Source organism: Nocardioides xinjiangensis, assembly GCF_017916455.1.
Taxonomy (GTDB): Bacteria; Actinomycetota; Actinomycetes; order Propionibacteriales; family Nocardioidaceae; genus Nocardioides; species Nocardioides xinjiangensis.
In genome coordinates, this window is record NZ_JAFMSY010000005.1 from 101,688 (window position 1) to 126,790 (window position 25,103).

At 72.8% G+C, this 25,103-nt stretch carries 25 protein-coding genes; 8 read left to right on the top strand and 17 right to left on the bottom strand.

Going from position 1 to position 25,103, the window contains the following annotated elements; genetic code table 11:
• Positions 1-2: 2 nt before the first annotated feature.
• The 4 genes from J3P38_RS16770 to J3P38_RS16785 all read right to left on the bottom strand — a co-directional run bounded on the left by J3P38_RS16770 (position 3) and on the right by J3P38_RS16785 (position 5,290).
• Positions 3-1,304: an ABC transporter permease gene (locus J3P38_RS16770; protein WP_307807971.1), complete on the bottom strand. Its 1,302-nt coding sequence runs from the start codon at positions 1,302-1,304 to the stop codon at positions 3-5.
• Positions 1,301-2,521, bottom strand: a complete 1,221-nt coding sequence (locus J3P38_RS16775) for an ABC transporter permease (protein WP_307807972.1) — start codon at positions 2,519-2,521, stop codon at positions 1,301-1,303. The genes J3P38_RS16770 and J3P38_RS16775 overlap by 4 nt, the downstream gene beginning before the upstream one ends.
• Positions 2,518-4,041, bottom strand: a complete 1,524-nt coding sequence (locus tag J3P38_RS16780) for an ABC transporter ATP-binding protein (RefSeq protein ID WP_210440136.1) — start codon at positions 4,039-4,041, stop codon at positions 2,518-2,520. The genes J3P38_RS16775 and J3P38_RS16780 overlap by 4 nt, the downstream gene beginning before the upstream one ends.
• Positions 4,042-4,171: 130 nt before the next feature.
• Entirely contained in the window at positions 4,172-5,290 is a 1,119-nt protein-coding gene (locus tag J3P38_RS16785; RefSeq protein WP_307807973.1) for a BMP family lipoprotein, read from the bottom strand.
• Positions 5,291-5,455: 165 nt separating this feature from the next.
• Here J3P38_RS16785 and J3P38_RS16790 point away from each other — a divergent pair, with 165 nt between their 5' ends.
• On the top strand, positions 5,456-5,950 hold the full coding sequence (locus tag J3P38_RS16790) for a cytidine deaminase (protein WP_210440138.1): 495 nt from the start codon (positions 5,456-5,458) through the stop codon (positions 5,948-5,950).
• On the top strand, positions 5,950-7,230 hold the full coding sequence (locus J3P38_RS16795; RefSeq protein ID WP_210440140.1) for a thymidine phosphorylase: 1,281 nt from the start codon (positions 5,950-5,952) through the stop codon (positions 7,228-7,230). The genes J3P38_RS16790 and J3P38_RS16795 overlap by 1 nt, the downstream gene beginning before the upstream one ends.
• A 310-nt stretch (positions 7,231-7,540) precedes the next feature.
• Here the strand turns inward: J3P38_RS16795 and J3P38_RS16800 are convergent, their stop codons facing one another.
• A complete protein-coding gene (locus tag J3P38_RS16800; protein WP_210504439.1) occupies positions 7,541-7,993 on the bottom strand; it encodes a MaoC family dehydratase in 453 nt (150 codons plus the stop codon).
• 35 nt (positions 7,994-8,028) lie between these two features.
• Between J3P38_RS16800 and J3P38_RS16805 the strand changes: the two genes are divergently transcribed.
• Positions 8,029-9,102, top strand: coding sequence for an adenosine deaminase (locus tag J3P38_RS16805; protein WP_210504440.1), 1,074 nt, complete (start codon positions 8,029-8,031; stop codon positions 9,100-9,102).
• Here J3P38_RS16805 and J3P38_RS16810 read toward each other — a convergent pair.
• Positions 9,092-9,682, bottom strand: a complete 591-nt coding sequence (locus tag J3P38_RS16810) for an ATP-binding protein (protein ID WP_210504441.1) — start codon at positions 9,680-9,682, stop codon at positions 9,092-9,094. The genes J3P38_RS16805 and J3P38_RS16810 overlap by 11 nt on opposite strands.
• Positions 9,683-9,778: 96 nt before the next feature.
• Here J3P38_RS16810 and J3P38_RS16815 point away from each other — a divergent pair, with 96 nt between their 5' ends.
• On the top strand, positions 9,779-11,443 hold the full coding sequence (locus J3P38_RS16815) for a substrate-binding domain-containing protein (RefSeq protein ID WP_210504443.1): 1,665 nt from the start codon (positions 9,779-9,781) through the stop codon (positions 11,441-11,443).
• Between the two features lie 66 nt (positions 11,444-11,509).
• Here J3P38_RS16815 and J3P38_RS16820 read toward each other — a convergent pair whose 3' ends face one another.
• From J3P38_RS16820 to deoC, 3 genes are read right to left on the bottom strand one after another with little or no spacing between them, the layout of a single operon-like run.
• The gene (locus tag J3P38_RS16820) at positions 11,510-12,370 is read right to left on the bottom strand and encodes an aldehyde dehydrogenase family protein (protein WP_210440149.1); all 861 of its coding nucleotides are present in this window, start codon (positions 12,368-12,370) and stop codon (positions 11,510-11,512) included.
• On the bottom strand, positions 12,367-13,806 hold the full coding sequence (locus J3P38_RS16825; protein ID WP_210504445.1) for an aldehyde dehydrogenase family protein: 1,440 nt from the start codon (positions 13,804-13,806) through the stop codon (positions 12,367-12,369). Before J3P38_RS16825 ends, J3P38_RS16820 begins: the two co-directional genes overlap by 4 nt.
• A 10-nt stretch (positions 13,807-13,816) precedes the next feature.
• Complete coding sequence (gene deoC, locus J3P38_RS16830; RefSeq protein WP_210504447.1) at positions 13,817-14,809, bottom strand: deoxyribose-phosphate aldolase; 993 nt, start codon at positions 14,807-14,809, stop codon at positions 13,817-13,819.
• 113 nt (positions 14,810-14,922) lie between these two features.
• Between deoC and J3P38_RS16835 the strand changes: the two genes are divergently transcribed.
• Positions 14,923-15,537 carry a hypothetical protein gene (locus J3P38_RS16835; RefSeq protein ID WP_210440154.1) on the top strand — a complete coding sequence of 205 codons (615 nt, stop codon included), beginning with the start codon at positions 14,923-14,925 and terminating at the stop codon, positions 15,535-15,537.
• Positions 15,538-15,544: 7 nt separating this feature from the next.
• Here the strand turns inward: J3P38_RS16835 and yidC are convergent, their stop codons facing one another.
• From yidC to J3P38_RS16855, 4 genes are read right to left on the bottom strand one after another with little or no spacing between them, the layout of a single operon-like run.
• On the bottom strand, positions 15,545-16,336 hold the full coding sequence (gene yidC / locus J3P38_RS16840) for a membrane protein insertase YidC (RefSeq protein ID WP_210504449.1): 792 nt from the start codon (positions 16,334-16,336) through the stop codon (positions 15,545-15,547).
• 55 nt (positions 16,337-16,391) lie between these two features.
• A complete protein-coding gene (locus J3P38_RS16845; RefSeq protein ID WP_210440158.1) occupies positions 16,392-16,700 on the bottom strand; it encodes a hypothetical protein in 309 nt (102 codons plus the stop codon).
• 33 nt (positions 16,701-16,733) lie between these two features.
• Positions 16,734-17,888, bottom strand: a complete 1,155-nt coding sequence (locus J3P38_RS16850) for a right-handed parallel beta-helix repeat-containing protein (protein WP_210440159.1) — start codon at positions 17,886-17,888, stop codon at positions 16,734-16,736.
• Between the two features lie 37 nt (positions 17,889-17,925).
• Positions 17,926-19,593, bottom strand: coding sequence for a phospho-sugar mutase (locus J3P38_RS16855; RefSeq protein WP_210504450.1), 1,668 nt, complete (start codon positions 19,591-19,593; stop codon positions 17,926-17,928).
• Positions 19,594-19,651: 58 nt separating this feature from the next.
• Between J3P38_RS16855 and J3P38_RS16860 the strand changes: the two genes are divergently transcribed.
• Both J3P38_RS16860 and J3P38_RS16865 read left to right on the top strand, forming a co-directional pair.
• Positions 19,652-20,023: a VOC family protein gene (locus J3P38_RS16860; RefSeq protein WP_210440163.1), complete on the top strand. Its 372-nt coding sequence runs from the start codon at positions 19,652-19,654 to the stop codon at positions 20,021-20,023.
• A gap of 38 nt (positions 20,024-20,061) precedes the next feature.
• Positions 20,062-20,706 (top strand): MOSC domain-containing protein, encoded by a 645-nt coding sequence (locus J3P38_RS16865; RefSeq protein ID WP_210440165.1) that lies wholly within the window; start codon positions 20,062-20,064, stop codon positions 20,704-20,706.
• 31 nt (positions 20,707-20,737) lie between these two features.
• On the opposite strand, the gene tpx is transcribed toward J3P38_RS16865, so the two are convergent.
• Positions 20,738-21,235 carry a thiol peroxidase gene (tpx, locus tag J3P38_RS16870; RefSeq protein WP_210440167.1) on the bottom strand — a complete coding sequence of 166 codons (498 nt, stop codon included), beginning with the start codon at positions 21,233-21,235 and terminating at the stop codon, positions 20,738-20,740.
• A 33-nt stretch (positions 21,236-21,268) separates the two neighbouring features.
• On the opposite strand from tpx, the gene J3P38_RS16875 reads away from it, so the two are divergent.
• Positions 21,269-22,579, top strand: coding sequence for a DUF2252 domain-containing protein (locus tag J3P38_RS16875; protein WP_210440168.1), 1,311 nt, complete (start codon positions 21,269-21,271; stop codon positions 22,577-22,579).
• A 45-nt stretch (positions 22,580-22,624) separates the two neighbouring features.
• Here J3P38_RS16875 and J3P38_RS16880 read toward each other — a convergent pair whose 3' ends face one another.
• The 3 genes from J3P38_RS16880 to J3P38_RS16890 form a co-directional block, all read right to left on the bottom strand.
• On the bottom strand, positions 22,625-23,647 hold the full coding sequence (locus J3P38_RS16880; protein ID WP_210440170.1) for an aldo/keto reductase: 1,023 nt from the start codon (positions 23,645-23,647) through the stop codon (positions 22,625-22,627).
• 69 nt (positions 23,648-23,716) lie between these two features.
• Positions 23,717-24,088: a MerR family transcriptional regulator gene (locus tag J3P38_RS16885; protein WP_210440171.1), complete on the bottom strand. Its 372-nt coding sequence runs from the start codon at positions 24,086-24,088 to the stop codon at positions 23,717-23,719.
• Between the two features lie 212 nt (positions 24,089-24,300).
• The gene (locus J3P38_RS16890; RefSeq protein ID WP_210504452.1) at positions 24,301-25,098 is read right to left on the bottom strand and encodes an NAD-dependent epimerase/dehydratase family protein; all 798 of its coding nucleotides are present in this window, start codon (positions 25,096-25,098) and stop codon (positions 24,301-24,303) included.
• Positions 25,099-25,103: the final 5 nt, after the last annotated feature.

Consider the following 25,103-nt stretch of genomic DNA (forward strand, 5'->3'; position numbering starts at 1 on the left):
GGCTACTGCTGCCGGTACGGGACGCCGTCCGCCGCGGGCGGTCGCGAGCGGCCGACCAGGCCGGCCACGGCCAGGATGCCGACGAGGTAGGGCAGCATCAGCATGAACTGGCTCGGCACCGGGGAGCCGATGACGGAGAGCACGCCCTGCAGGTTGGTCGCGAAGCCGAACAGCAGCGCGGCCAGGGTGGCGCGGATGGGGTCCCACTTGCCGGCGATGACCGCGGCCAGCGCGATGTAGCCCGCACCGCCCGTCATCTCCCGGTTGAACTGGCCCACGGACACGAGCGTGTAGTACGCGCCGCCCGCGCCGGCGATGGCGCCGGCGAGCAGGAGGGTGCGGTAGCGGGTGCGGTTGACCTTGATGCCGACCGTGTCGGCGGCCTTCGGGTGCTCGCCGACCGCGCGGACCCGCAGGCCCCAGCGGGTGCGGTAGAGGGCGTAGGCCACGAGCGCGACAACGGCGTAGAGCACGTAGACGAGGGGGGTCTGGCGGAACAGGATCGGCCCGATCAGGGGGATGTCGCCGAGGACCGGGATGGGCAGGCGGTCGAACCCGTCAGGGGCGTTGAGGCCCTCCGCGTTGGGCGTGAGGACCTGGCGGAAGAGGAAGTTCGTCAGCCCGACGACCAGCACGTTGAGCACCACGCCGACGATGACCTGGTCGACGAAGTAGGTGATCGCGAAGAGGCCGAGGATCAGCGCCACGAGGGCACCGGCCGCCATCGCCGCGAGCAGACCCGCCCACGGCGAGCCGGTCAGCGAGGCGGTGATCGCCGCGGCGAACGCGCCGAGGAGCAGCTGACCCTCGATGGCGATGTTGACCACGCCCGCGCGCTCACCGAGCACGCCGCCGAGGGCGCCGAAGACGAGCGGCACCGCGAGCGCGACCGCGCCGCCGAGCAGGCTGACCATCCGGATGGAGCTGTCGGCGGCCGCCCAGCTGAGGAAGCCGACCATCCAGGCGAGGGCGAAGGCGATCGGGATCCAGGCCGGCTGGCGCAGGTGCGCGAGCATGCGGCGTACGGCCTCGGCGGTGAGCGCCAGGCAGGCCACGACCATCAGCCAGGCGGTCGGCCCCGAGGGGACGACGATGTCGGGCAGGGCGAAGAAGTCGCTCTCCGCCGCGAGCTGGAAGGTGGTGCTGCCCGCGTGCGACGAGCGGAGCAGGACGACCGCGAGCAGCGCGGTCAGCACCCCGAGGACCACGGGGAGCTTGCGCGACCCGCCGCGCGTGGGCGCGACGACGGTGTCGGGCGCGAGACCGCCGCTGTCGGGGGCCGGCTGGTCGGTCACGGTGCTCACTTGGCCTCCTGGGCGGGGAGCCGGAAGATCGCACGCACCAGCGGAGGCGCGGCGAGGAAGAGGACGATCAGCGACTGGACCACGAGCACCAGGTCGACCGAGATGTTCTCCGAGGCCTGCATGGTGAAGCCGCCGGCCTTGAACGCGCCGAACAGCAGTCCCGCGGCCAGGATCCCGAGCGGGCGGGACCGGCCGAGGAGGGCCACGGTGATGGCGTCGAACCCGATCGAGGCGTCGAGGTCGAGCGAGACGCCGCTGGAGACGGTGCCGAGCACCTGGTTGACGCCCGCGAGCCCGAGCAGGGACCCCGCCACCATCATGACCACGGTGTACGTGCGCCCGACGTTGATGCCGGAGGCGCGGGCCGCGTGGGGGTTCTCGCCGACCGCGCGGATGCGGTAGCCGAGGGTGGACCGGTTGAGCAGCCACCACACCACGCCCACGGCGACGAGGGCGAGGACGAACCCCAGGTGGAGGTTGAACTGCTCGCCGAGCACCCGGGGGAGGGTCGCCGTCTCCTTCATGGGCGGCGACTTGGGGTTCACCGAACCCGGCGTCTTGAGCAGCCAGTCCTTGGTGAGCGCCCAGAACAGCAGGTAGTAGGCGACGTAGTTGAGCATGATCGTGACGATCACCTCGTGGGCGCCGGTGCGCGCCTTGAGGAGGCCGGCGATGCCGCCCCACAGGGCGCCGGCCACCATGCCGACCACGATCGCGAGCGGCAGGTGGACGATCGTCGGCAGGTCGAGCTGGAAGCCGACGTAGCCGGCCGCGCCACCGGCGATGAGCATCTGGCCGCGACCGCCGATGTTGAACAGCGCCGCGCGGAACGCCAGGCCCACGCCGAGCCCACCGAGGATCAGCGGTCCGGCGAACTTCAGGGTCTCGGTCAGCGGGCGCCACTGCTGGGCGGGGTCGGCGAGGTTGTAGTTGAAGATCGCGCCGCGGAACATCGCGCTGTACGCACCCGACACGGCGTCCCACAGGGCGGTGAGGAAGTCGGAGGGGCGAGCGGTGAGGTACCCCGCGGTCTCGCGGACGGTCTCGTCGGTCGCCGCGATCATCACCGAGCCGACGAAGACGGCGAGGAGCACCGCGAGCACGCCGGCCAGCGCATCGCCCGAGACGATCTCGCGCAGCACCGACCGCGACCGCTCCGGCGGCACCCCGGAATCCTCGGCCCGGTCCACCTCGGGGGTGGCGGGTGGGGTCTTCACGCGACCACGTCCTTCAGGTCCTTCGGGCGTTCGCCGGTCATCATGAGTCCGAGGGTCTCGCGGGGGGTGTCGGCCGGCACGATGCCGACGACCCGGCCGCGGTAGAGCACCATGATCCGGTCGGCGAGCGCGACCACCTCGTCGAGCTCGGTGGAGACCACGAGGACCGGGATCCGGCTGTCGCGGGTCGCGACGATCTGCTTGTGGATGAACTCGATCGAGCCGACGTCGACGCCGCGGGTCGGCTGGGCCGCGACGAGCAGGCGCAGGTCGCGGGAGAGCTCGCGGGCCACGACGACCTTCTGCTGGTTGCCGCCGGAGAGGTTCGCGGCGAGCGAGTCGATGTCGCGGGCGCGGACGTCGTACTCCTTGAGCTTCTTCTCCGCGAAGGCGCGCAGGGCGCCGAGCCGCAGGGAGCCGTTCTTGACGAACGGGGACCGGAAGCTGCGGTTCAGCATGAGGTTCTCGGCGATGGTGAAGCCGGGGACCAGCCCGTCGACCTGGCGGTCCTCGGGGATGAACCCGACGCCCGCGTCGAGGATCTTGCGGGTGGTCCGGCCGACCAGCTCGACGCCGTCGAGGGTGATGGAGCCGCTGACGTCGTCCTGCAGGCCGAGCAGGGCCTCGGTGAGCTCGGTCTGGCCGTTGCCCTGCACACCGGCGACGGCGAGCACCTCGCCGGCCCGGATCGTGAAGCTGATGCCGTCGACCTGGGTGTGCCCGGCGACGTCGACGACGCGGAGGTCGCGGACCACGAGAGCGTCCTCGCCCAGCGTCGGCGCGTCCTTGTGCACCACCAGCTCGACCGGGCGGCCGACCATCATCGAGGCGAGCTCGGCGTTGCTGGCCTTGGGGTCCGCCTCGCCGACGACCTTGCCGTGGCGGATCACGGTGATCCGGTCGGCGACCTCGCGGACCTCGCGCAGCTTGTGGGTGATGAACACGATGGCCTTCCCGGCCTCGCGGAGCTGGCGCATGATGTCCATCAGCTCGTCGGTCTCCTGCGGGGTGAGGACCGCGGTGGGCTCGTCGAAGACGAGCAGCTCGGCGTCGCGGGAGAGGGCCTTGATGATCTCCACGCGCTGCTGGACGCCGACGGGCAGATCCTCGACGACCGCGTCGGGCCGGACGTGGAAGCCGAAGCGCTCCGAGATCTCGGTGACCCGTGCGCTGGCGGCCTCGAGGTCGAGCGTGCCCGCGAAGCCGGTCGTCTCGTTGCCGAGCATGACGTTCTCGGCGACGGTGAAAACCGGGATGAGCATGAAGTGCTGGTGGACCATGCCGATGCCGGCGGCCATCGCGTCACCCGGTCCGGTGAAGTGCTGGACCTCGCCGTCGAGCTCGATCTCGCCCTCGTCGGCCTTGTAGAGCCCGTAGAGGACGTTCATCAGGGTCGACTTGCCCGCACCGTTCTCGCCGAGGAGGCAGTGGATCTCGCCGGGCTCGACCGTGAGGGAGATCGAGTCGTTGGCCACCACGCTGCCGAAGCGCTTGGTGATGCCTCGCAGGACGAGTCTCATGGCATCGCATCCTAGGGGTCGGAATGGTCGGGAGGTCGGTCCCGGGGTCTGGTACGGCGGCGCGGTCCGGCACGGAAGAGGGAGGCCGACGGTTCCGTCGGCCTCCCTCCGTGGTGGAGCGTGCGGGTGGTCAGCCCAGGTAGGACTTCACCTCGATGGAGCCGTCGATGATGCCGGCCTTGACCTCGTCGAGCTCAGCGGCGAGCTCGGGGTTCACCTTGTCCTCGAAGTTGTGGAACGGCGCGATGCCGACGCCCTCGTTCTCCAGGGTCCCGACGTAGGGCTCGAAGTCGAAGTTGTCCTCGCCCGCGGCCTTGACGGCCTCGTAGGTGGAGACCTTCATGCCCTTGAGGATCGACGTCAGGACGTAGTCCTGGGTGGACGGGTCGGTCTCGTAGAGGTCGGCGTCCACGCCGATCATGGCGATGTCCTTGCCGGAGTCCTCGATCGCGGTGATCGCGCCCTGGTAGATCGGGCCACCGACGGGCAGGATGACGTCGACGTCCTGGTCGAGGATCTGCTTGGCGGTGCTGGTCGCGGCCTCGTTGGCCTCGAAGCCACCGGTGAAGGAGCCGTTCTCGCCGTCCCAGCCGACGACCTCGACGTCCTTGCCCTTCTCCTCGGCGTAGTACTCGGCGCCCTGCTTGAAGCCGTCCATGAAGATCGTGACGGTGGGGAAGGGCATGCCGCCGAAGGTGCCGACCTTGCCGGTCTTGGTGTAGTCGGCAGCGGCGTAGCCGGCCAGGAACGCAGCCTGGGCGGTGTCGTAGAGCAGCGGCTTGATGTTGGGCTCGTCGGCCTCGCCGTCGAACGTGGCACCGTCGTCGCCGCCGTCGGCGGCGTCGTCGATGAGGACGTACTCGATGTCCGGGTTGGCGGCGGCCGACTCCTTGGTGGCCGAGGCGAGCGCGAAGCCGACGGTCACGATGACGTCGCAGCCCTGTCCGACCAGGCTCTCCAGGTTGGGGCCGTAGTCGTTCTCGCTGTTGGACTCGACGGAGATGAGCTCGGTGCCGAGCTCCTCGGCGGCCTGCTCGGCCCCCTCGAAGCCGAGCTGGTTGAACGACTTGTCGTCGAAACCGCCGGCGTCGGAGACGATGCACGGCTGGAAGTCGCTGGTGGCCGAGCTGCCCTCGCTCCCGCTCCCGGTGTTGGTCTCCTCCTCGGGCGCGTCACCACACGCAGCCAGGGTCGCGGCCGCGAGCATGGCCACGAGGCCGCTCGAGACGACCTTCCTCGTCTTCACCACAAATGCCTCCAAGTTCGTGCCCCTGGGATGGGGTCTCTTCCGGGGAGCATGATGCCTGCCGCTTCGCACCCCGTCACGGGGTTCGCGACCTTTGAAATGCGTTTGAGACCAAAAACCCGCCGGACGACTTTCGGCCGATCCTGCCGATGACCGCCGGTTCGTTCCATGCGCCATAGTTGCCGCGTGAGCGACAGGCTGGAGCAGGGTGACTGGGACGAGCTGCGGGCGGCCGCCGTCGAGGCGATGGGGCGGGCCTACGCGCCCTACTCGGGCTACCCCGTGGGCGCGGCGGCGCTGGTCGACGACGGCCGCGTCGTCGTCGGCTGCAACGTCGAGAACGCGGCGTACGGGGTGGCGCTCTGCGCGGAGTGCGGCCTGGTCTCGCAGCTGCACGCCAGTGGCGGCGGCCGGCTGACCCACTTCGTGTGCGTCAACGGCGCGGGCGAGGTCATCATGCCGTGCGGGCGGTGCCGCCAGCTCCTCCACGAGCACGGCGGGCGCGACCTGCTGCTGTGGACGGTCTCGGGCGTCAAGCCGATGTCCGAGGTGCTCCCCGACGCCTTCGGGCCCGAGGATCTGGCCGCCGTCGCCCCTGCCGCCCTCGAGACCCTGGACCCGGCCGGAGACGCGGCCCCCCGTGACCCGGAAGGAACCCCGTAGTGGCCGCACACGACGCCGTCGAGGTGATCCTCGCCAAGCGCGACCAGCACGAGCTCACCGACAGCCAGATCGACTGGGTGATCGACGCCTACACCCGCGGGGAGGTCGCCGACGAGCAGATGTCGGCCCTCGCCATGGCCATCCTGCTCAACGGCATGGACCGCCGGGAGATCGCCCGCTGGACGGCGGCGATGATCGCCTCGGGCGAGCGCATGGACTTCGCCGCGCTCTCGCGCCCCACCGCCGACAAGCACAGCACCGGCGGTGTCGGCGACAAGATCACCCTGCCGCTGGCGCCGCTGGTCGCCGCGTGCGGTGTGGCGGTGCCCCAGCTGTCCGGCCGCGGCCTCGGCCACACCGGCGGCACGCTGGACAAGCTCGAGTCGGTCCCCGGCTGGCGGGCGGCGCTGAGCAACGAGGAGATGTTCGCGATCCTCGAGGACGTCGGCGCCGTCATCTGCGCGGCCGGTGACGGGCTCGCGCCCGCGGACAAGAAGCTGTACGCCCTGCGCGACGTGACGGGCACGGTCGAGGCGATCCCGCTGATCGCCAGCTCGATCATGAGCAAGAAGATCGCCGAGGGCACCGGCGCGCTGGTGCTCGACGTCAAGGTCGGCAGCGGCGCCTTCATGAAGGACGTCGACAGTGCGCGCGAGCTGGCCGAGACGATGGTCGCCCTCGGCACGGACGCCGGGGTGCACACCGTCGCCCTCCTCACCGACATGGCCACCCCGCTGGGCCTGACCGCGGGCAACGCCGTCGAGGTGCAGGAGTCGGTCGACGTGCTGGCCGGCGGTGGACCGGCCGACGTCGTCGAGCTGACCCTGGCGCTGGCGCGCGAGATGCTCGCCGGGGCGGGCCGCGACGACGTCGACCCCGCCGACAAGCTCGCCGACGGCTCGGCGATGGACGTCTGGAAGGCGATGATCCGCGCCCAGGGCGGCGACCCCGACGCGTCGCTGCCGCAGGCGAAGGAGTCGCACGTCGTGACCGCCCCCGCGAGCGGCACCCTGACGCGCCTCGACGCGATGGCGGTCGGCATGGCCGCCTGGCGCCTCGGCGCGGGGCGCGCGCGCAAGGAGGACCCGGTGCAGGCCGGGGCCGGCGTCGTCTGGCACGCGCGTCCGGGCGAGGAGGTCACCGAGGGCGAGCCCCTCTTCACCCTGCTCACCGACGAGCCCGAGCGCTTCGAGCGGGCCCTCGCCTCGCTGGAGGGCGGGTACGACATCGGTGACGGGCCGTTCGAGCCGGCGCCGCTGGTCATCGACCGGATCTCCTAGGCGGCGTCCGCCCCCGGGCCGGCGCCAGCGGACTCGCCGGTCCGCCGATCGCCCGGTAACGCCTCGAAAGGCGCGCTCCCGCCCCCACCGGTGAGGGCGGGAGTGCCTGGATGGGGGCGTTACCCGATCTAGGGCCCGGCTGCATCGGCCGGGGCGATCGCCCGGTAACGCCCCGGAACGCGCGCTCCCGTCCCCACCGGTGAGGGCGGGAGTGCCCGGATGGGGGGGGTTACCCGATTTCCGGGGCTGTGGCGGCGGCGGCGGGGGCGGCGGGCTGCGGCGGGCGCGGCGGGGGCGGGCGCCGTACCGCTCAGGCGAGGAGGAGGACGACGTGCGCGGCCACGCAGGCAGGCTTGTCCTGCCCCTCGATCTCGACGGTGTGCTCCACGACGAGCTGCTTGCCGGCCGGCAGGTCGCGCACCTCGCCGAAGCGCACGTGGGAGCGCAGCCTGCTGTCCACCGGCACCGGGCTCGGGAAGCGGACCTTCTCGAGGCCGTAGTTGAGCCGCGCTCCCGGCGTCTCGAACGCGAAGACCTCGGAGGCGAAGTGGGGGAGCAGGCTGAGGGTGAGGAAGCCGTGGGCGATCGTGGAGCCGAACGGCCCCTCGCCGGCCGCCGCCACGTCGACGTGGATCCACTGGTGGTCGAGGGTCGCGTCGGCGAAGGCGTCGATGCGGGCCTGGTCGACGGTGAGCCACTCGCTGGTGCCGATGTCGGTCCCCGCGGCGGCCGCCACCTCGTCGAGCGTGGTGAAGGTGCGCATGCCCCGAAGATAGTCGCCCCTGCTTGGATGGGACGGTGACGACTCCTACCCGCGACCAGGTGCTGGCCGCCCCCAAGGTGCTGCTCCACGACCACCTCGACGGCGGCCTGCGCCCGCAGACGATCGTCGAGCTCGCCGCGGACACCGGCCACGAGCTCCCGGCGCCCGACGCGGAGTCGCTCGGGCGCTGGTTCACCGAGTCGGCCGACTCCGGCTCGCTGGTGCGCTACCTCGAGACCTTCGACCACACCGTCGCGGTGATGCAGAACGGTCCCGCGATCGCCCGCGTCGCCCGCGAGTGCGTGGAGGACCTCGCCGCCGACGGCGTGGTCTACGCCGAGGTCCGCTACGCGCCCGAGCAGCACGTGAGCGGGGGGATGACGCTCGACGAGGTCGTCGCCGCGGTGCAGGAGGGCTTCGAGGAGGGCATGGCCGCCAGCGGCGGCAGGATCGTCGTACGCCAGCTGCTGACCGCGATGCGCCACCAGGCCCGGTCCATGGAGATCGCCGAGCTCGCGATCGCGTGGCGCGACCGGGGCGTGGCCGGCTTCGACATCGCCGGCGCGGAGGCGGGCTTCCCGCCCACCCGCCACCTCGACGCCTTCGAGTACCTGCAGCGGGAGAACGCCCCCTTCACCATCCACGCCGGCGAGGCCTTCGGGCTGCCCTCGATCTGGGAGGCGATCCAGTGGTGCGGCGCCGACCGGCTCGGCCACGGCGTGCGGATCATCGACGACATCACCGTCGAGGACGACGGGTCGGTCCGGCTGGGCCGGCTTGCGGCGTACGTCCGCGACAAGCGCATCCCGCTCGAGATGTGCCCGAGCTCCAACATCCAGACCGGCGCGGCGGAGTCGTTCGAGCAGCACCCGATCGGTGTGCTGACCGACCTGCGCTTCCGGGTCACCGTGAACACCGACAACAGGCTCATGAGCGACACCTCGATGACCCAGGAGATGCACCGCCTGGTCGAGACGTTCGACTACACGCTCGAGGACCTGCGCTGGTTCACGATCAACGCGATGAAGTCGGCGTTCCTGCCCTTCGACGAGCGGCTCGCGATCATCGACGAGGTCATCAAGCCGGGCTACGCCGCCCTCATCGGGTGAGCTCGGCGTAGGCCTGGTCGCCGGTCGCCCTGCGGCACCCCTGCCGGAGGGCGTGCGCCACGACCCGCTGCTGGTCGCGCATCAGCGCCGTCCCGCGGCGCAGCAGGACCAGCGGCGGCTTGCGGTGCTCGCGGAGGTCCCGGGTCAGGCGCCTCCAGAAGGTCACGAGCGGGTGCTGGGTGATGCAGTACGCCGCCGCCAGCAGGCCCTCCTCGCGGCACACGGCCACCACCTCCGGGGCGAAGATCCCCTCCGCCACGAACCTCGTGCTGCCACCGAGGTCGACCGTGCGCGAGCCGGAGCGGCCGTTGCGGGCGATCTCGTAGACCGGCACCTCGCTGCGCCCCGTCGCGCAGAGCTCGCGCAGGGCGGCGAGGGCGTCGGCCTCGTGCCAGGAGTCCGGGTGGTCCCAGTCCACCAGGCCGGCGTTGGCGCCGGTCTGGATGCGCGGGAGGGTCGGGTCGTCGCCGTCCTTGTAGAAGTCGTCGAGGCGCAGGACGGGTAGTCCCAGGCGCTTCGCGAGCCGGGACTTCCCGGCGCCGCTGGGGCCGGCCAGGACGACGACCTGGGCTGTGCTCATTCGGTGCGGACTCTTTTCCTGGTTCGGCCACGGACGATCGGGCTGGAGATTAGTCTCGCGCAGACCCTCGACCGACACCTCTGTGGGAGGACCCTCATGAGTCCCGACGACTCGACCGCGCCCGTCGGCACGCCCGGCGCTGCTGCCGGACGTACGGGGAGGACCCGGCTGCTCCTCGGCCTCGCCCTCGCGCTGGTGGTGGCCGTCGCCGGCTTCCTCGTGCTGGGCGGCGGTGGGGACAGCGAGGCCACGGGGCCGGACTGCGTCTCCGACGAGGTCTCGCTCACCACGGCGCCGGTCATGGCGCCGCTGGTGGAGGAGGCCGTCGAGGCCGTCAACGCCGACGAGCCCTGCATCGACATCCAGGTGACCACGGGCACCGTGAAGGACGTGGTGGCGCTCCTCGGGGACCCCGAGGCCCAGCTCCCCGAGCTCTGGATCCCGGACAGCCCGACGTGGAAGGGGCAGCTGAGCAGCGCCGGTTTCACCGGTACGCCGATCGCCGACGTGCTCGCGCAGACGCCGGTCGGCCTCGTCGGCGGGCCGGCGGCGAAGGCTCCCGCGTCCTGGGCGGCGGTCCTCGACGGCGGCAGCCTCGCGATGGCCGACCCGAGCGCCGAGGGCGCCTCGGCACTCGCGCTGCTGGCGCCGTACGCCGAGATGAAGAAGACGGGGGAGACGCCGGTCACCATCGAGGAGAAGACCGTCCCGGTCGCGCAGACCTACGGCGAGCGGGCCGTGTCGGGCGGCGCCACGGAGACCGACCTCGACGCCGTCACCGCCTCGAGCACCCAGCTGGTGCCCGCGACCGAGCAGGCGTACCTCGCGGCCCGGCGCGGCAACGACCAGCTCTCGCTGGTCGCGCCCCGGACCGGTGTGCCGATGCTGCGCTTCCCGATGGTCGCGGTGACCCGCGGCAACATGGACGTGCTGTCGACGGGCCGCGACGTCTCGGCCCGCGTCGGCCGTGCGCTGACCCGCTGGTTCACCTCGAGCGCCGGCGTGGAGGCCATCGCCGCGGCCGAGCTCCGCGGCCCGGGCGGTGAGCCGCTGCCCAACGAGATCGGTCTCGGCAGCGCCGCGGTGCTCAGCACGGTCGCGCAGAAGACCACCGACGACACCCTGCGCCAGTGGCGCGTGCTGTCGGTGCCCTCGAGCATCCTCGCCGTGGTCGACCTCTCCGGATCGATGAAGACTGCCCTGGGCGACACCACCCGCATCGGCCTGGCCGTGCAGGCCTCGCAGCTCGCCTTGGACGCCTTCCCGGCGCAGGCGCGGATCGGCATCTGGGGGTTCTCGAAGAACCGCGGCGAGAACGGCGCGTCGTGGGCCGAGTACGCCGCCCTCGACCGTCTCGACGCCGCCGCCGGCGACGCGGGCACGCACGGCGACGTGGTCCGCAAGGAGGCCGGCGCCCTCGTCGGTCGCGTCCGCGGCGCCACGGGGCTGATGGACACGACCCTGGCGGCCTACAAGCACGCGCAGGAGGAGTGGGACCCGGCGTGGTTCAACTCCGTGGTGATCTTCACCGACGGGGCCAGCGACGACTCGAGCTCGCTGTCGCTCGAGGCCCTGATCAACCAGCTCAAGTCGATCCGCGACCCCGCCAAGCCGGTCAAGGTGATCATCATCGGCATCTCGCAGGACTCCGACACCGGTGAGCTCGAGCAGATCGCCGCGGCGACGGGTGGCCAGAACTACCTCGTCAACAACCCCAACCAGATCCTCGGCGTGCTCGCCTCGGCCCTGCTCAACCGCTGACCGAGCGCACCAGAGCCGAAGGCCCCCGGACGTCGTCCGGGGGCCTTCGTCGTCCGTGCGTGGCGCTCAGACGCCGATCGGGTGCCAGACGGTCTTGGTCTCGAGGAAGTGCGTCATCCGGTCCAGCCCGGGCTCCGCGAGCCAGTCGGTGTCGGGAGCGGGGCGGCGTACGCGCTTGAGGTTGTCGGCCGCGGCGACCTCGAGGGACGCCGCGAGGGCGGGGTCGGCGACGCCGGTCAGGTCGATGCCGTTCACGTCCATGTGGGAGGCGAGCCAGGGCGCGATCTCGGCCTGCGAGCCGGTGAGCACGTTGACCACGCCGCCGGGCAGGTCGCTGGTGGCCATGACCTCGCCGAGCGTGATGGCGGTGAGCGGGTGCTGCTCGCTCGCGATCACGACCACGGTGTTGCCGGTGACGACGAGGGGCGCCACGACGCTGACGAGGCCCAGCAGCGGCCCCTGCGGTGCCACCACGGCGACGACGCCGCTCGGCTCGGGGGTGGAGAGGTTGAAGTACGGCCCGGCGACCGGGTTGGCGTTGCCGACGACCTGGGTGATCTTGTCCGCCCAGCCGGCGTACCAGACGAGGCGGTCCACGGCGGCGTCGACGTAGGCGCGGGCGCGGCCCGACGAGACGCCCTCGGCGGCGCGGAGCTCGGCCTCGAACTGCTCGCGGCGACCCTCCAGCACCTCGGCGACGCGGTAGACGACCTGGGCGCGGTTGTACGCCGTCCGGCCCGACCAGCCGCCGAAGGCCGCGCGGGCGGCCACCACGGCGTCGCGGGCGTCCTTGCGGGAGGCCCGCGCGGCGTTGGCCAGCAGGCGGCCCTTGGCGTCGTTGACGACGTAGGAGCGACCGGACTCCGAGCGGGGGAACTGCCCGCCGATGTAGAGCTTGTAGGTCTTGCGGACGTCGATGCGGCTCACTGGTCAGCTCCCTTGAGGTAGGCCTCGAGGCCGTGGCGACCACCCTCCCGGCCGTAGCCGGACTCCTTGTAGCCGCCGAACGGCGACGTGGGGTCGAACTTGTTGAACGTGTTGGCCCACACCACCCCGGCGCGCAGGCGGTTGGCCATGGACAGGATCCGCGATCCCTTGTCGGTCCACACGCCGGCCGACAGGCCGAAGGGGGTGTTGTTGGCCTTCTCGACCGCCTCCGCCGGGGTGCGGAACGTGAGCACCGAGAGGACCGGCCCGAAGATCTCCTCGCGGGCGATCCGGTGCGCCTGCGAGACGCCGGTGAACACGGTGGGCGCGAACCAGTAGCCGTTGGCGGGCAGGTCGCACGGGGCCGACCAGCGCTCGGCGCCCTCGGCCTCGCCGACCTCCGACAGCTCGCGGATCTTCGCGAGCTGCTCGGCGGAGTTGATCGCGCCGACGTCGGTGTTCTTGTCGAGCGGGTCGCCGACGCGCAGCGTCGCCATCCGGCGCTTGAGGCGGGCCATCACCTCGTCGGCGACGGACTCCTGCACGAGGAGGCGCGAGCCGGCGCAGCACACGTGGCCCTGGTTGAAGAAGATGCCGTTGACGATGCCCTCGACGGCCTGGTCGATCGGCGCGTCGTCGAAGACGATGTTGGCCGCCTTGCCGCCCAGCTCGAGCGTCACCCTCTTCTGGCTGCCGGCGACGGCGCGGGCGATCGCCTTGCCGACCTCGGTGGAGCCGGTGAAGGCGACCTTGTCGACGTCGGGGTGCGAGACGATCGCGCGGCCGGTGTCGCCGGCGCCGGTGACGATGTTCACCACGCCCGGCGGGAGGTCGGCCTGCTGGCAGATCTCGGCGAACAGCAGCGCGGTCAGCGGCGTGGTCTCGGCCGGCTTGAGGACCACGGTGTTGCCGCACGCGAGCGCGGGCGCGATCTTCCAGGCGAGCATCAGCAGCGGGAAGTTCCACGGGATGACCTGGCCGGCGACGCCGAGCGGGGTGGTCCCGTAGCCGGCGTACTTCAGCTTGTCGGCCCAGCCGGCGTAGTAGAAGAAGTGCGCGGCCACGGTCGGGACGTCGACGTCGCGCGCCTCCCTGATCGGCTTGCCGTTGTCGATCGACTCCAGGACGGCGAGCTCGCGACCACGCTCCTGGATGATCCGGGCGATCCGGTAGAGGTACTTGGCCCGCTCGGCGCCCGGCATCCGCGACCAGACGCGGTCGTAGGCGCGGCGGGCCGCCCGGACCGCGTTGTCGACGTCGGCCTCGCTGGCCTCGGCGACCTCGGCCAGCACCTCCTCGGTGGCGGGGTTGACCGTCTTGAACGACGTGCCGGTGCCGTCGACGAACTCGCCGTTGACGAACAGGCCGTAGGACGGCTTGATGTCGACGATCGCGCGCGACTCCGGCGCGGGGGCGTACTCGAAGGTGCGACTCATGGGGTGGTCCTCAGTCCAGCGTGAAGTAGTCGGGACCGGAGTAGCGACCGGTCGTCATCTTGGTGCGCTGCATGAGCAGGTCGTTGAGCAGCGTGGAGGCGCCGAAGCGGAACCAGTCGGGGTCGAGCCAGTCCTCGCCGCAGGTCTCGTTGACCATCACGAGGTACTTGATGGCGTCCTTGGTGGAGCGGATGCCGCCGGCGGGCTTCACGCCGACCATGCGGCCGGTCTGCTCGCGGAAGTCGCGGACGGCCTCGAGCATGACGAGCGTGACGGGCAGGGTGGCGGCGGGCTGCACCTTGCCGGTCGAGGTCTTGATGAAGTGGCCGCCGGCCATCATCGCCAGCCAGCTCGCGCGCCGGACGTTGTCGTAGGTCTGCAGCTCGCCGGTCTCGAAGATCACCTTGAGGTGGGCGCTGGTGCCGTCGGGCCGGGCGCAGGCCTCACGGACCTGGACGATCTCCTCGTAGACGTCGAGGTAGCGACCCGACAGGAACGCGCCGCGGTCGATGACCATGTCGATCTCGTCGGCCCCGGCCTCGACCGCGTCGCGGGTGTCGGCGAGCTTGATGTCCATTGCCGCCCGGCCGCTGGGGAACGCGGTGGCGACGGCGGCGACGTGCACGCCGCTCTCGCCGAGGGTCTGCTTCGCGGTGGCCACCATGTCGGGGTAGACGCACACCGCCGCGGTGGGCGGGCACGACGGGTCGGCCGGGTCGGGCCGCATCGCCTTCGACGCGAGCGCGCGGACCTTGCCGTGGGTGTCCTGGCCCTCGAGCGTGGTGAGGTCGACCATGCGGATGGCGAGGTCGATGGCGAAGGCCTTCGACGTCGTCTTGACGGACCGGGTGGCGAGGGTGGCGGCGCGAGCCTCGCAGCCGACCTGGTCGACTCCCGGCAGGCCGTGGAGGAACCGGCGGAGCGAGGAGTCCGAGCGCACGACGTCGTCGAGGACGCCGAGCCCGGGAGCGGTGCTCGCCGTCGAGCTGGCAGTGGGTGTCACCGACCCAGCATAGAGTTGGGTCGAGGGCCCCCGGCAATCCGCACGGGGGCACCATCTGCCCGAGGTCGACGGCCCGGACGGGGGCGGACCGCCACGAGGGCCACGAGGACACCATGGCACGCCCGCAGGACCACCGCCACGACGTCGTCGAGCGGTTCCGGCCCACGAGCGGTCGCCTCACCGGATGGCTCGCGGTCGTGCTGGGGGCGCTCCTCGTCGTGGCCGGCCTGGTCTACCTCGACGACGGCTTCCCGCCGTGGATTGCTGCTGCGGGCCTGCTCCTGGCCGTGCTGGCGTGGGCATCGATGCTGCGTCCGGCGCTGTGGGCCACCGAGGAGCACCTCGTCATGCGCAACCTGGCCGAGACCGTCCACATCCGGCTCGCCGCGATCGAGGAGACGGCGATCGGCCAGGTCCTCGCCGTGCGCGCCGCCGACCGGCGCCACGTCTCGCCCGTCGTCGGCCGCACCTGGCGCAAGGCACTCGTCTCGCGGCGCGGCGGCGCCGGCACGGCCGAGGAGGGTCCCCGTGAGGGGATGCCCTACGTCGACTGGGTCGAGCACCGGCTCCGCGAGCTGGTCGAGCGTGCGCAGCGCGACGCCGGCGTCCGGCCCGGCTCCGCGGAGCAGCTGGCCCTGCCCGACGCCGTACGCCGCGAGCGGGCGGTCGTGCCCCGCGCGCTGATCGCGGTGGCGGTGGTAGCGCTGCTGGTCTCGCTGTTCCTGTGACCGGGCCTCAGCCACGCCGTGCCGCAGCGGCGGTCCCCGGGGTCGGCCACCACCGCCCGACGGCCGCGGACTGGGCCAGGGTCCAGGTCGAGCTGCACACCCAGTAGACGAGCAGCGCGACCGGCACCACGCCGCCGGCGACGAGCAGGCCGCCCGCCGACATCACCGGCATGATCCGCTGCGCCACGAGCACCGCCTCCGGCATCCCGTCCACCGGGGTGTTGGGGGCGACGACGTAGCGCTGGGTGACGTACGACAGCGCTGCCGCGGTGGCGGCGAGCCCGGCCACGACCGCGAGGTGGACGCCGCCCGAGCCGAGGTAGCCGTGACCGGCCAGGGAGACGCCGACGACGGAGGCGGCGCCGAACGACGACACCAGGCCGGGGCCCATCGCCCCGACGGCGACGCCGGACGCCACGTCGGAGAGGAGGTGGTAGAGGGAGAGCCACACCGGCAGCTGCACGAGCACCGGCAGGCAGCCGAGGCGGCTCATCCCGTGCTCGGCCGAGACCGCGCGGCGCTCGTCGAGCTGGGCGCGCACGCTGTCGACGTCGGTGCGCCCGCGGTAGCGCTCTGCGATCCCCTGCAGGTGGGGCCGAGCGCGGGCGGCGGCGTGCGCCTGGCGCACGCCCTGGACGACGAGCGGAAGCAGGGCGAGCCGGACCAGGACGACGAGCGCCACGACGCCGAGCACCCAGGTGCCGGCGGCGTCGGGCAGGGCGCCGAGGGAGATAAGCGCGTGGTGGGTGGCCGCGAGGACCGCGGCGAGGGCGTGCGAGAAGGGGTCGAGCAGGGACATGCGGGCTCCAGGGACGAGGCGGGACGGGTCTGCGTGGCGTCGCCGCGGCGACGCGTCAGATGCGTCCGGGAGCGCGCGGGCGCACCGGGTGGTGCACCACGTCGGTGGTCCGCCCGGCCAGCACGAGCGGCACGTCGGCCGCACGCCGGGGCGGCCGCAGGGAGGGGCGCCCCGAGGGCGGCACCGCGATCAGGCCGGGGACCCGGGTCAGCGCCGCGTGGGCGGCGAGCGCCGTGAGCACCACTACCGACTGGGTGGTCGTCGACGGCGCCAGCGAGACGGCCGCGACGAGCGAGCCGAGGCCCACCAGCGCCAGCACGAACGCCACGCGCGCACGAGCCACCGTGGTGGGGGTCGGGACCATGCGCCCGAGCCTAGCCAACGACGCGGAGCCCGGTCAGCGACGCTCGTGGGCGCCGACGTCCACCCGGCCGCGCGCCGAGCGGCGGACGAGCCCGGTCGGGGCGACGTACTCCCAGCGTGCGCGCCAGCGTCGCGGCAGGGCCACGCCGCGGTCGAGCGCCGGGGACGACGACCGGAGCCGGAAGTCCTCCGAGCCCGGGTCGACGAAACCGCCTCGACCGACGCGGCGGTTGGCGCGGGCGTCGGTGCGGCCGGTGGTGAGGTCGCCGGGGCCGACGAGCAGGTTGTTGCGCAGGTGGGCCCGGCTGCCGTCCGCGAGCGCCACGAAGGTGCCCGACGAGCGCTCGTTGACGAAGGTGTTGTTGACGACCCACAGGGTGCGCGAGGGACCGAGGCCCTCGGCCCCGTAGGACACCAGCGCCGGGTTCTCCGAGTGCGGGCCCTGCACGACCACGTTGCCCGCCACCAGGGCCCGACCGCCCTCGGGCAGGTCGACGGAGTAGCTCGCCGTCGAGCGGCCGTCGCTGATCCGGTTGGCCACGACGGTGGTGCGCGCGGCGCGCGACTTCACGTGGTGGCCGGTGTCCGCGCCGGCGAACCAGCTGCCGACCACGGTGAGCGAGCGGACGGCGCCGACGTAGAGGTTGTGCGAGTAGCCGTCGCCGTGACCGTTGCCGGAGAACCGGGAGCTGCGGACGACGACGTCGCTGTCGGGGTCGGCACCGGTGAGGATGCCGTTCTCGTTGTCGTGGAACCAGCTGCGGGTGACCCTGAGGTCCGTGCCCTCGTGCCGGATGCCGGCGCCGTTGCGGTCGGCCACGGCCGCGCCGCTGAGCTCGATCCGGTCGACGGTGGTGCGGTCGCCGGCGATGACCCAGATGGCCTTGCCCTGCACGTCGTTGCCGGCGGCGCGCAGGTGGGCGCGTCCGCCGTCCCCGCGGAGCGTGAGGTCGTCCTGGGTCCAGGTCGCCACGTCGCCGGGGTAGGTGCCCGGGTCGATCAGCACGGTGTCGCCGTCGCGCGCCACGGCCGCCGCGGCGCTCGGGGTGGTCAGGGCGCGTTCGGGGCCGACGCGCCACGTGCGCGGGACCTGCTCGTCGTACGCCGCACCGGCGGGCGCGGCGGCCACCGGAGCGGCCATCAGCCCCGCCACCAGCCCGGTCGCCATTCCGGTCGCCAGTCCGGTCACGAGCCCGGTCGTCAGGGCCGGGGCGCGGGTCCGCACGTCAGCGGTCCGGTCCGAAGGCGGCGCCCCGCAGGTCGGCCTTGATCGCGTCGAGCCGGCCGGCGGCGTTGATGCGGGCGGCGTCGACGCCGCCGTCCGCGTCGGCCCCGACGGGCACGACCACCTCGAGGTAGCACTTCACCTTCGGCTCGGTGCCGCTCGGACGGACGATCACCCGGGCGCCCTGGGCGAGGGAGTAGCGCAGGCCGTCGGTCGGGGGCAGCAGCTCCGAGCCCTCGGCGAGGTCCTCGACCCGCTCGACGGCGAGCCCGCCGAGGGCCGTCGGAGGCGCGGCGCGCAGCCGCTGCATCGTGGCCGGGATGTCGGACAGCTGCTCGAAGCGCACCGACAGCTGGTCGGTCGCGTGCAGGCCGTGCTGGCGGGCGATGTCGTCGAGGATGTCGGTGAGGCCGCGGCCCTCGGCCTTCGCGGCCGCGGCGAGCTCGCACACCAGCAGCAGCGCCGAGACGCCGTCCTTGTCGCGGACGTGCTCGGGGTCGCAGCAGTAGCCCAGCGCCTCCTCGTAGCCGAACGCGAGGCCCTCGACGCGGCCGATCCACTTGAACCCGGTCAGCGTCTCCTCGTGCGGCTGGCCGGCCGCGGCCGCCATCTTGCCGAGCAGGCTGGAGGAGACGATCGAGTTGGCGTAGGTGCCGGTGCGGCCGCGGGCGAGCAGGTGGTGGGCCAGCAGCGCGCCGACCTCGTCGCCGCGCAGCATCCGCCAGCCGTGGGCGTCGGGCACCGCGACGGCGCAGCGGTCGGCGTCGGGGTCGTTCGCGACGACGAGGTCCGCCCGCGTCTCCGCGGCCAGCGCCATCGCCAGGTCCATCGCGCCGGGCTCCTCGGGGTTGGGGAAGGAGACCGTCGGGAAGTCGGGGTCGGGGTGCTCCTGCTGCTCCACGACGTGGGGTGCGTCGAAGCCGGCGGTCTCCAGCACCTGGGCGACGGTCGTGCCGCCCACGCCGTGCAGCGGCGTGTAGACGAGGCTGAGGTCGCGGGGACCGTCCCCGGCGAGCCCGGCGACGGTGTCGAGGTAGCGGTCGACGATCTCCTCGCCGACGACGCGGCCGGCGTCGCCGCGGGGGAGGTCGGCCAGCGGGCCCACGGCGGCGATCCGGTCGGCGATCTCGCTGTCGGCCGGCGGCACGATCTGGCTGCCGTCGCCGAGGTAGACCTTGTAGCCGTTGTCCTGAGGCGGGTTGTGGCTCGCGGTGACCATCACGCCCGCGGCGCAGCCCAGCTCGCGGATCGCGAAGGCCAGCAGCGGGGTCGGCAGGGTCCGCGGCATGACGAGCGCCTTGAAGCCGGCGCCGGTCATGATCTCGGCCGTGTCGCGCGCGAACACGTCGGAGTTGTGGCGCGCGTCGAAGCCGATCACGACCGAGCCGCCGGCGTGGCCGGTGTCGCGCAGGTACGCCGCGAGGCCGGCGGCAGCGCGGGTGACCACGACGCGGTTCATCCGGTTGGGGCCGGCGCCGAGGGCGCCGCGCAGGCCGGCGGTGCCGAACTCGAGCGTCCCGGCGAAGCGGTCGGCGAGGTCGGTCTGCTCCCCGCGCGCAGCGGCCGCGACGAGTGCCTCGAGCTCGGCGCGGGTCTGCTCGTCCGGGTCCTCGGCGGCCCAGGCCCGGGCCTGCTCGATCAGGTCGGTCGGTGCGGTCTCGACGGTCATGGACGCACGCTATCCCCAGGCGCGGGCCGCTGTCGGTGGGCGGTGCCACGATCGGTCCATGATCGATCACCTGGGCATCAACTGCACCGACCTGGCCCGCGCGGCCGCGTTCTACGACAGGGTCCTGGGCGTCCTCGGACACCGCCGGATCATGGACTTCGACGTGGCGATCGGCTACGGCACCGAGGAGCCCGACTTCTGGATCAGCACCTTCGACGGCGTCGGCCCCAACCGCGAGGTCCACGTCGCGTTCCGGGCGCCCGACGCGGCGACGGTCCGCGCCTGGCACGCGGAGGCCGTGGCGGCGGGTGCGGAGTCGCTGCACGAGCCGCGGCTCTGGCCGGAGTACCACCCGGGCTACTACGGCGCCTTCGTCCGCGACACCGAGGGCAACAACGTCGAGGCGGTCTGCCACTCCGGCGACTCCTGACCGCGGGCCCGGCCGGCACCCCGGGCTAGCGTGGCGCCGTGACCGCGACCGTGCTCTCCGTCAACGCCGGCGCCCTGGCGCCGGTCGAGGGGATGCGTCGCCCGAGCGGCATCCGCAAGCACCCGGTCGACCGGATCGACGTCCGCGACCCCGGTCCCAAGCGCGGCGGGCTCGGCAGCGGTGTCGTGGGCGACGAGATCTACAGCCGCAAGCACCACGGCGGAGCCACGCAGGCGGTGTACGCCGTCGCGCGCGAGGAGCTGGACCACTGGGGCCGCGAGCTCGCTCGCGACCTGCCCGACGGGATGTTCGGCGAGAACCTCACCACCCGCGGGCTCGCGGTCGACGATAGCGAGGTCGGCGAGCTGTGGGAGGTCGGCAGCGCCCTGCTCGAGGTGTGCGGACCGCGGGTGCCCTGCGCCACGTTCGCCAAGCACATGGCGGAGCCCCGGTGGATGCGCCGCTTCGCCGAGCACGGCCGCACGGGGGCCTACCTCGCGGTGCGCGAGCCCGGGCGCATCGAGCCGGGCGACCCGGTCACGGTGGTGCACCGCCCGGGGCACGGACTCACGGTGCCGATGTACTTCCGGGCGTGGATGGGCGACCAGGGCCTGGCCGAGCTGTTCCTGAGGGCGCGGGTGCTGCCGCGGGCCGAGCACGACTGGCTCGAGTCGCGGCGGTGAGCGCCGCGACCCGAGGCGCAGTCGGTGGGCCTCAGTTCAGGGCGGCGACCGCCGCGTCGTAGTCGGGCTCCTGGCCGATCGCCTCGGTGAGCTGGGTATGCAGGACGGTGCGGTCGGCGTCCAGCACGACCACCGCACGCGCGAGCATCCCGCGCCAGCCGCCGTCGGCCATCTCGACGCCGTAGTCCCGGCCGAAGCTCGAGCGGAACGCCGACCCGACGAGCACGTCGTCGATCCCCTCGGCGCCGCAGAACCGGGCCTGCGCCAGGGGCAGGTCGACCGACACGTTGACGACGGCCGTGTCCTGGAGCCCGGCGGCGAGCTCGTTGAACCTCCGCACGCTCGCCTGGCACACGCCGGTGTCGATGCTCGGGAAGATGTTGAGCACCACACGCTTGCCGGCGACGTCGGCGTCGGTGAGCGAGCCGAACGAGGAGTCGACCAGCTCGAAGCCGGGGGCCTGGGAGCCGACCGTCGGGAGCTCGCCGACGGTGCTGACGGTGTTGGGACCGAGTTGGGTGGTTGCCATGGCGCAAACCTAGCGGGCACCTAGAGTGCGCCCATGGCCACCCGCGACCGGACCGGCGTGATCGTCGAGGTGCTGCGCGACGCCTTCGCGCCCCTGATGCGCGCCGACCCGACGGCGTTCCGCGCGAAGTACCGCAAGATGGCGCGTGACCCGCTGGCCTTCTACCGCGGCACCGCGTGCCTGTTCTTCCACGACGTCACCGCGGCCTCCGACGACTGGGCCGCCCACGGGGCGGAGCGCATCTGGATCCACGGCGACCTCCACGTGGAGAACTTCGGCACCTACCTCAACTCCGACGGCAGGCTGATCTTCGACGTCAACGACTTCGACGAGGCCTACCTCGGACGCTTCACCTGGGACCTGCAGCGCTTCGCGGCCAGCCTCGCGCTGCTCGGCTGGCAGAAGGCCCTGCCGGAGGACGCGATCCGCAAGCTGGTCGGCCGCTACACCCGCTCGTACCTGGCCCAGATCAACCACTACACCGGGACCGAGGACGACGAGGGCTTCGAGATTCGCCTCGACACCGCCCACGGGCCGGTGCTGACCGCGCTGCAGTCGGCCCGCCGGATGCGGCGCGCGGACCTCCTCGACAGGGTCACCACGATGCAGGGCGGCACCCGCATGTTCCTCGAGGACGCCACCACGCGGCGGCTCTCGCGCACCGAGCGCGAGAAGGTCGTGGCGGCCTTCGGCGGCTACCTCGACACGATCCCCGACTCCAAGCGCTTCGACCGCGAGCTCTTCTACGAGCTGCGCGACGTCGTCGGCAAGTCCGGCTTCGGCATCGGCAGCGCGGGGCTGCCGGCGTACAACGTGCTCGTCGAGGGCTACAGCCAGGCGCTGGACAACGACGTCGTGCTGAGCATGAAGCAGGCCAACGTCCCGGCGCTGAGCAGGTTCGTCGACACCGCCGACGTCGACGCCTACTTCGAGCACGAGGGCCACCGCACGGCCGTCAGCCAGCGGGCCCTCCAGGTGCACACCGACCCGCTGCTCGGGCACACCAGCATCGACGGCGTGGGCTACGTCGTCTCCGAGGTCTCGCCCTACGAGGTCGACCTCGACTGGGGCGACATCAACGAGCCGGAGGACATGCGCGCCGTGGTCGACCTCCTGGGGCGGGCCACCGCCAAGATCCACTGTGCCTCCGACGAGGACAGCCAGCAGGACCTCGTCGACTTCCAGGTCGAGGAGGCCATCGCGCGGTCGCTGCACGGTCGGCGCAACGACCTCGTCGCCTGGCTGTCCGACTGGGCGATCGAGTACGCCGCTCGCGTGCGCAAGGACCACGCACTGTTCGTGGACGCGTTCCGCGAGGGCCGGGTCGGGATCGCCGCCACCTGACGTCGCGGGCGCGCGGTGCCCCGCGGCGATCCCGGCCGGGTGCGCTCAGGCGTCGATGGTGGACATGTCGCCGTAGCGGTCGCCGGCGACCGCGTCGCGCGGGACCGCCCGCTCCAAGGCCGCGAGGTCGTCGCGGGTGAGCGCCACGGCGACAGCGCCGACGTTCTCCTCCAGGTAGGCCACCCGCTTGGTGCCGGGGATCGGGGCGACCCCCAGGCCGTCGTCGCCCTGCGCGAGCACCCACGCCAGCGCCAGCTGGCCGGGCGTGCAGCCCTTCTCCTCCGCCAGCCGGACGACCTCCCCCACGAGCGCGAGGTTGGCGTCGAGCGCGTCGCCGGAGAAGCGGGGGAAGCGGCCTGCGGCGCGAGAGTCGCCGGACTCCAGGGACTCCCGGGTCACGGCGCCGGTGAGGATCCCGCGGCCGAGGGGGGAGTAGGGGACCAGCCCGATCCCGAGCTCCCGCAGGACGGGCAGGATCGCGTCCTCGAGGTCGCGGGTGAAGAGCGAGTACTCCGACTGGAGCGCGGTGAGCGGGTGCACGGCGTGCGCGCGCCGGATCGTCTCGGCGCCCGCCTCCGACAGCCCGAGGTGGCGCACCTTCCCGGCCTCGACGAGCTCCGCCATGGCCCCGACCGTCTCCTCGATGGGGACCGTCTTGTCGACGCGGTGCTGGTAGTAGAGGTCGATGTGGTCGACGCCGAGCCGCTCGAGGGAGGCGTCGCAGGCCCTGCGGACGTACTCCGGGGTGCCGTTGATGCGCACCCACGAGCCGTCCGGGTTCCGCTCGTTGCCGAACTTGGTCGCGAGCTGGACCTCGTCGCGGCGGCCCGCGATGGCCCGGCCGACGAGGCGCTCGTTGGTGAACGGGCCGTACATGTCGGCGGTGTCGAGGAAGGTGACGCCGAGGTCGAGCGCGCGGTGGATGGTGTCGATCCCGGCCTGCTCGTCGGGGGTGCCGTAGAACTCCGACATCCCCATGCAGCCGAGTCCGAGCGTGCTGACCGTGAGCGGTGAGGTGGTGCCGAGGTCGCGCTGCCCGACGGGTGCGGTGGAGGAGGTGTTCGTCATGTCCCTCACCCTCCGACTTCGAGCGCGCTGCAGGTCAAGGCCCCGGCGCGCGGGCGGGCGGCAGGGGTCTCAGGAGGCGGGCGCCAGGTTCTCGTAGAGCGCGATCTTGTGGTCGATGGCACGCAGGTGGGAGGTGACCTCGGCCAGCTGCCTCTCGACCACCTCGCGGTGCGCCAGCAACAGCGCCAGCCGCTCGGACTCGTTGCCGTCGCCGTCGCGCACGAGGGCGGCGTAGCGGCGTACGTCCCGGATGGGCATCCCCGTGGCGCGGAGCCGGGTCACCATCTCGATCCAGCGGAGGTCGTCGTCGGTGTAGCGCCGGTGCCCCGAGGGCGCGCGCTCGACGGCGTGGAGGAGCAGCCCGTCACGCTCGTAGTAGCGCAGGGTGTGGGCGGTCAGCCCGGTCCTCTCGGCCGCCTCGGCGATGGTCAGGCTGGTCATCGCACCAGTCTCGGACTTGGAGTGCACTCCAGGTCAAGGCCCCCCGGCTCGCCCGGCGTCGCCGGCGCGAGTCGCCGCCCGGGCGCGAATCCCCCGCTTAAGCGGGGGATTGCGAACTTCCAGTGGCCTGCACGCCCCCGGAAGTTCGAACTCCCCCGCTTAAGCGGGGATTCTGGGGCTGGAGCAGCGGAGCGGAGGCGGCGGCGCGAGCGTCACGCGCCCAGGGCCGGGCGGTGGAAGCGGGCGGTGGCATAGGGGCCGCCGACGAACTCGGCCTCCGCCTCGTCGTGGGGGCCCGCCTGGACCCGGTCGGCGTACGCCTCGGCGTCGTCCTGCGGCTGGTAGCCCAGCCGGCGGCCGGGCTCGAGGTCCCACCAGGCGCGGGTGTTGGCGCTGATGCCGTAGAGCACGGCGTACCCGGGCGCGGGCGCGGTGAGTGCCGCGTCGACCATGCGTACGGCGTCGCCGGGGGAGAGCCACGTCGAGAGCGCGCGGACGGTGGTCGGCTCCTCGAGGAACGACCCGATGCGGCACGCCACGGCGTCGAGGCCGTGACGGTCGGCGAAGAGCCGCAGCAGCGCCTCCGCCGCGACCTTGGCGACCCCGTAGTACGTGTCGGGGCGCGGGGCGGCGTGCTCGGTCAGCTCGCCGTCGGCGCGCGGCGTGCGGCCGACGGCGTGGTTGGAGGAGGCGTAGACCATGCGCGGCACGTCGTGGGCCACCATGGCGTCGAGCAGCGCCGCTGTGGTGACCACGTGCGAGGTGAGCTCCTCGGGCAGGGAGCGCTCCTCCGGCACGCCCGCCAGGTGCACGACCGCGTCGAGCCGCTCGGCCGCGAGGACCGCGTCGACGGCGTCGGCGTCGGCGCAGTCGGCCTCGTGCCACGCGAACGGGGTGCCGTCGGGGGCCGGGACGAGGTCGAGGCCGACGACGTCGTGGCCGAGGGCGGTCAGTCCGGGAGTGACGACCCGGCCGATGCTCCCGGCGGCGCCGGTGACGAGGACGCGCACGCTCG

Bases quoted from the DNA above. Each gene is read 5' to 3' on its own strand.
- J3P38_RS16810 (WP_210504441.1), bottom strand. From the start codon at position 9,682: ATGAGCACAGCCCAGGTCGTCGTCCTGGCCGGCCCCAGCGGCGCCGGG.
- J3P38_RS16815 (WP_210504443.1), top strand. From the start codon at position 9,779: ATGAGTCCCGACGACTCGACCGCGCCCGTCGGCACGCCCGGCGCTGCT.
- J3P38_RS16845 (WP_210440158.1), bottom strand. From the start codon at position 16,700: ATGGTCCCGACCCCCACCACGGTGGCTCGTGCGCGCGTGGCGTTCGTG.
- J3P38_RS16790 (WP_210440138.1), top strand. From the start codon at position 5,456: ATGCGCCATAGTTGCCGCGTGAGCGACAGGCTGGAGCAGGGTGACTGG.
- J3P38_RS16800 (WP_210504439.1), bottom strand. From the start codon at position 7,993: ATGCGCACCTTCACCACGCTCGACGAGGTGGCGGCCGCCGCGGGGACC.
- tpx (WP_210440167.1), bottom strand. From the start codon at position 21,235: ATGGCAACCACCCAACTCGGTCCCAACACCGTCAGCACCGTCGGCGAG.
- J3P38_RS16780 (WP_210440136.1), bottom strand. From the start codon at position 4,041: ATGAGACTCGTCCTGCGAGGCATCACCAAGCGCTTCGGCAGCGTGGTG.
- J3P38_RS16880 (WP_210440170.1), bottom strand. From the start codon at position 23,647: ATGACGAACACCTCCTCCACCGCACCCGTCGGGCAGCGCGACCTCGGC.
- J3P38_RS16855 (WP_210504450.1), bottom strand. From the start codon at position 19,593: ATGACCGTCGAGACCGCACCGACCGACCTGATCGAGCAGGCCCGGGCC.
- J3P38_RS16875 (WP_210440168.1), top strand. From the start codon at position 21,269: ATGGCCACCCGCGACCGGACCGGCGTGATCGTCGAGGTGCTGCGCGAC.
- J3P38_RS16835 (WP_210440154.1), top strand. From the start codon at position 14,923: ATGGCACGCCCGCAGGACCACCGCCACGACGTCGTCGAGCGGTTCCGG.
- J3P38_RS16825 (WP_210504445.1), bottom strand. From the start codon at position 13,806: ATGAGTCGCACCTTCGAGTACGCCCCCGCGCCGGAGTCGCGCGCGATC.
- yidC (WP_210504449.1), bottom strand. From the start codon at position 16,336: ATGTCCCTGCTCGACCCCTTCTCGCACGCCCTCGCCGCGGTCCTCGCG.
- J3P38_RS16885 (WP_210440171.1), bottom strand. From the start codon at position 24,088: ATGACCAGCCTGACCATCGCCGAGGCGGCCGAGAGGACCGGGCTGACC.
- J3P38_RS16860 (WP_210440163.1), top strand. From the start codon at position 19,652: ATGATCGATCACCTGGGCATCAACTGCACCGACCTGGCCCGCGCGGCC.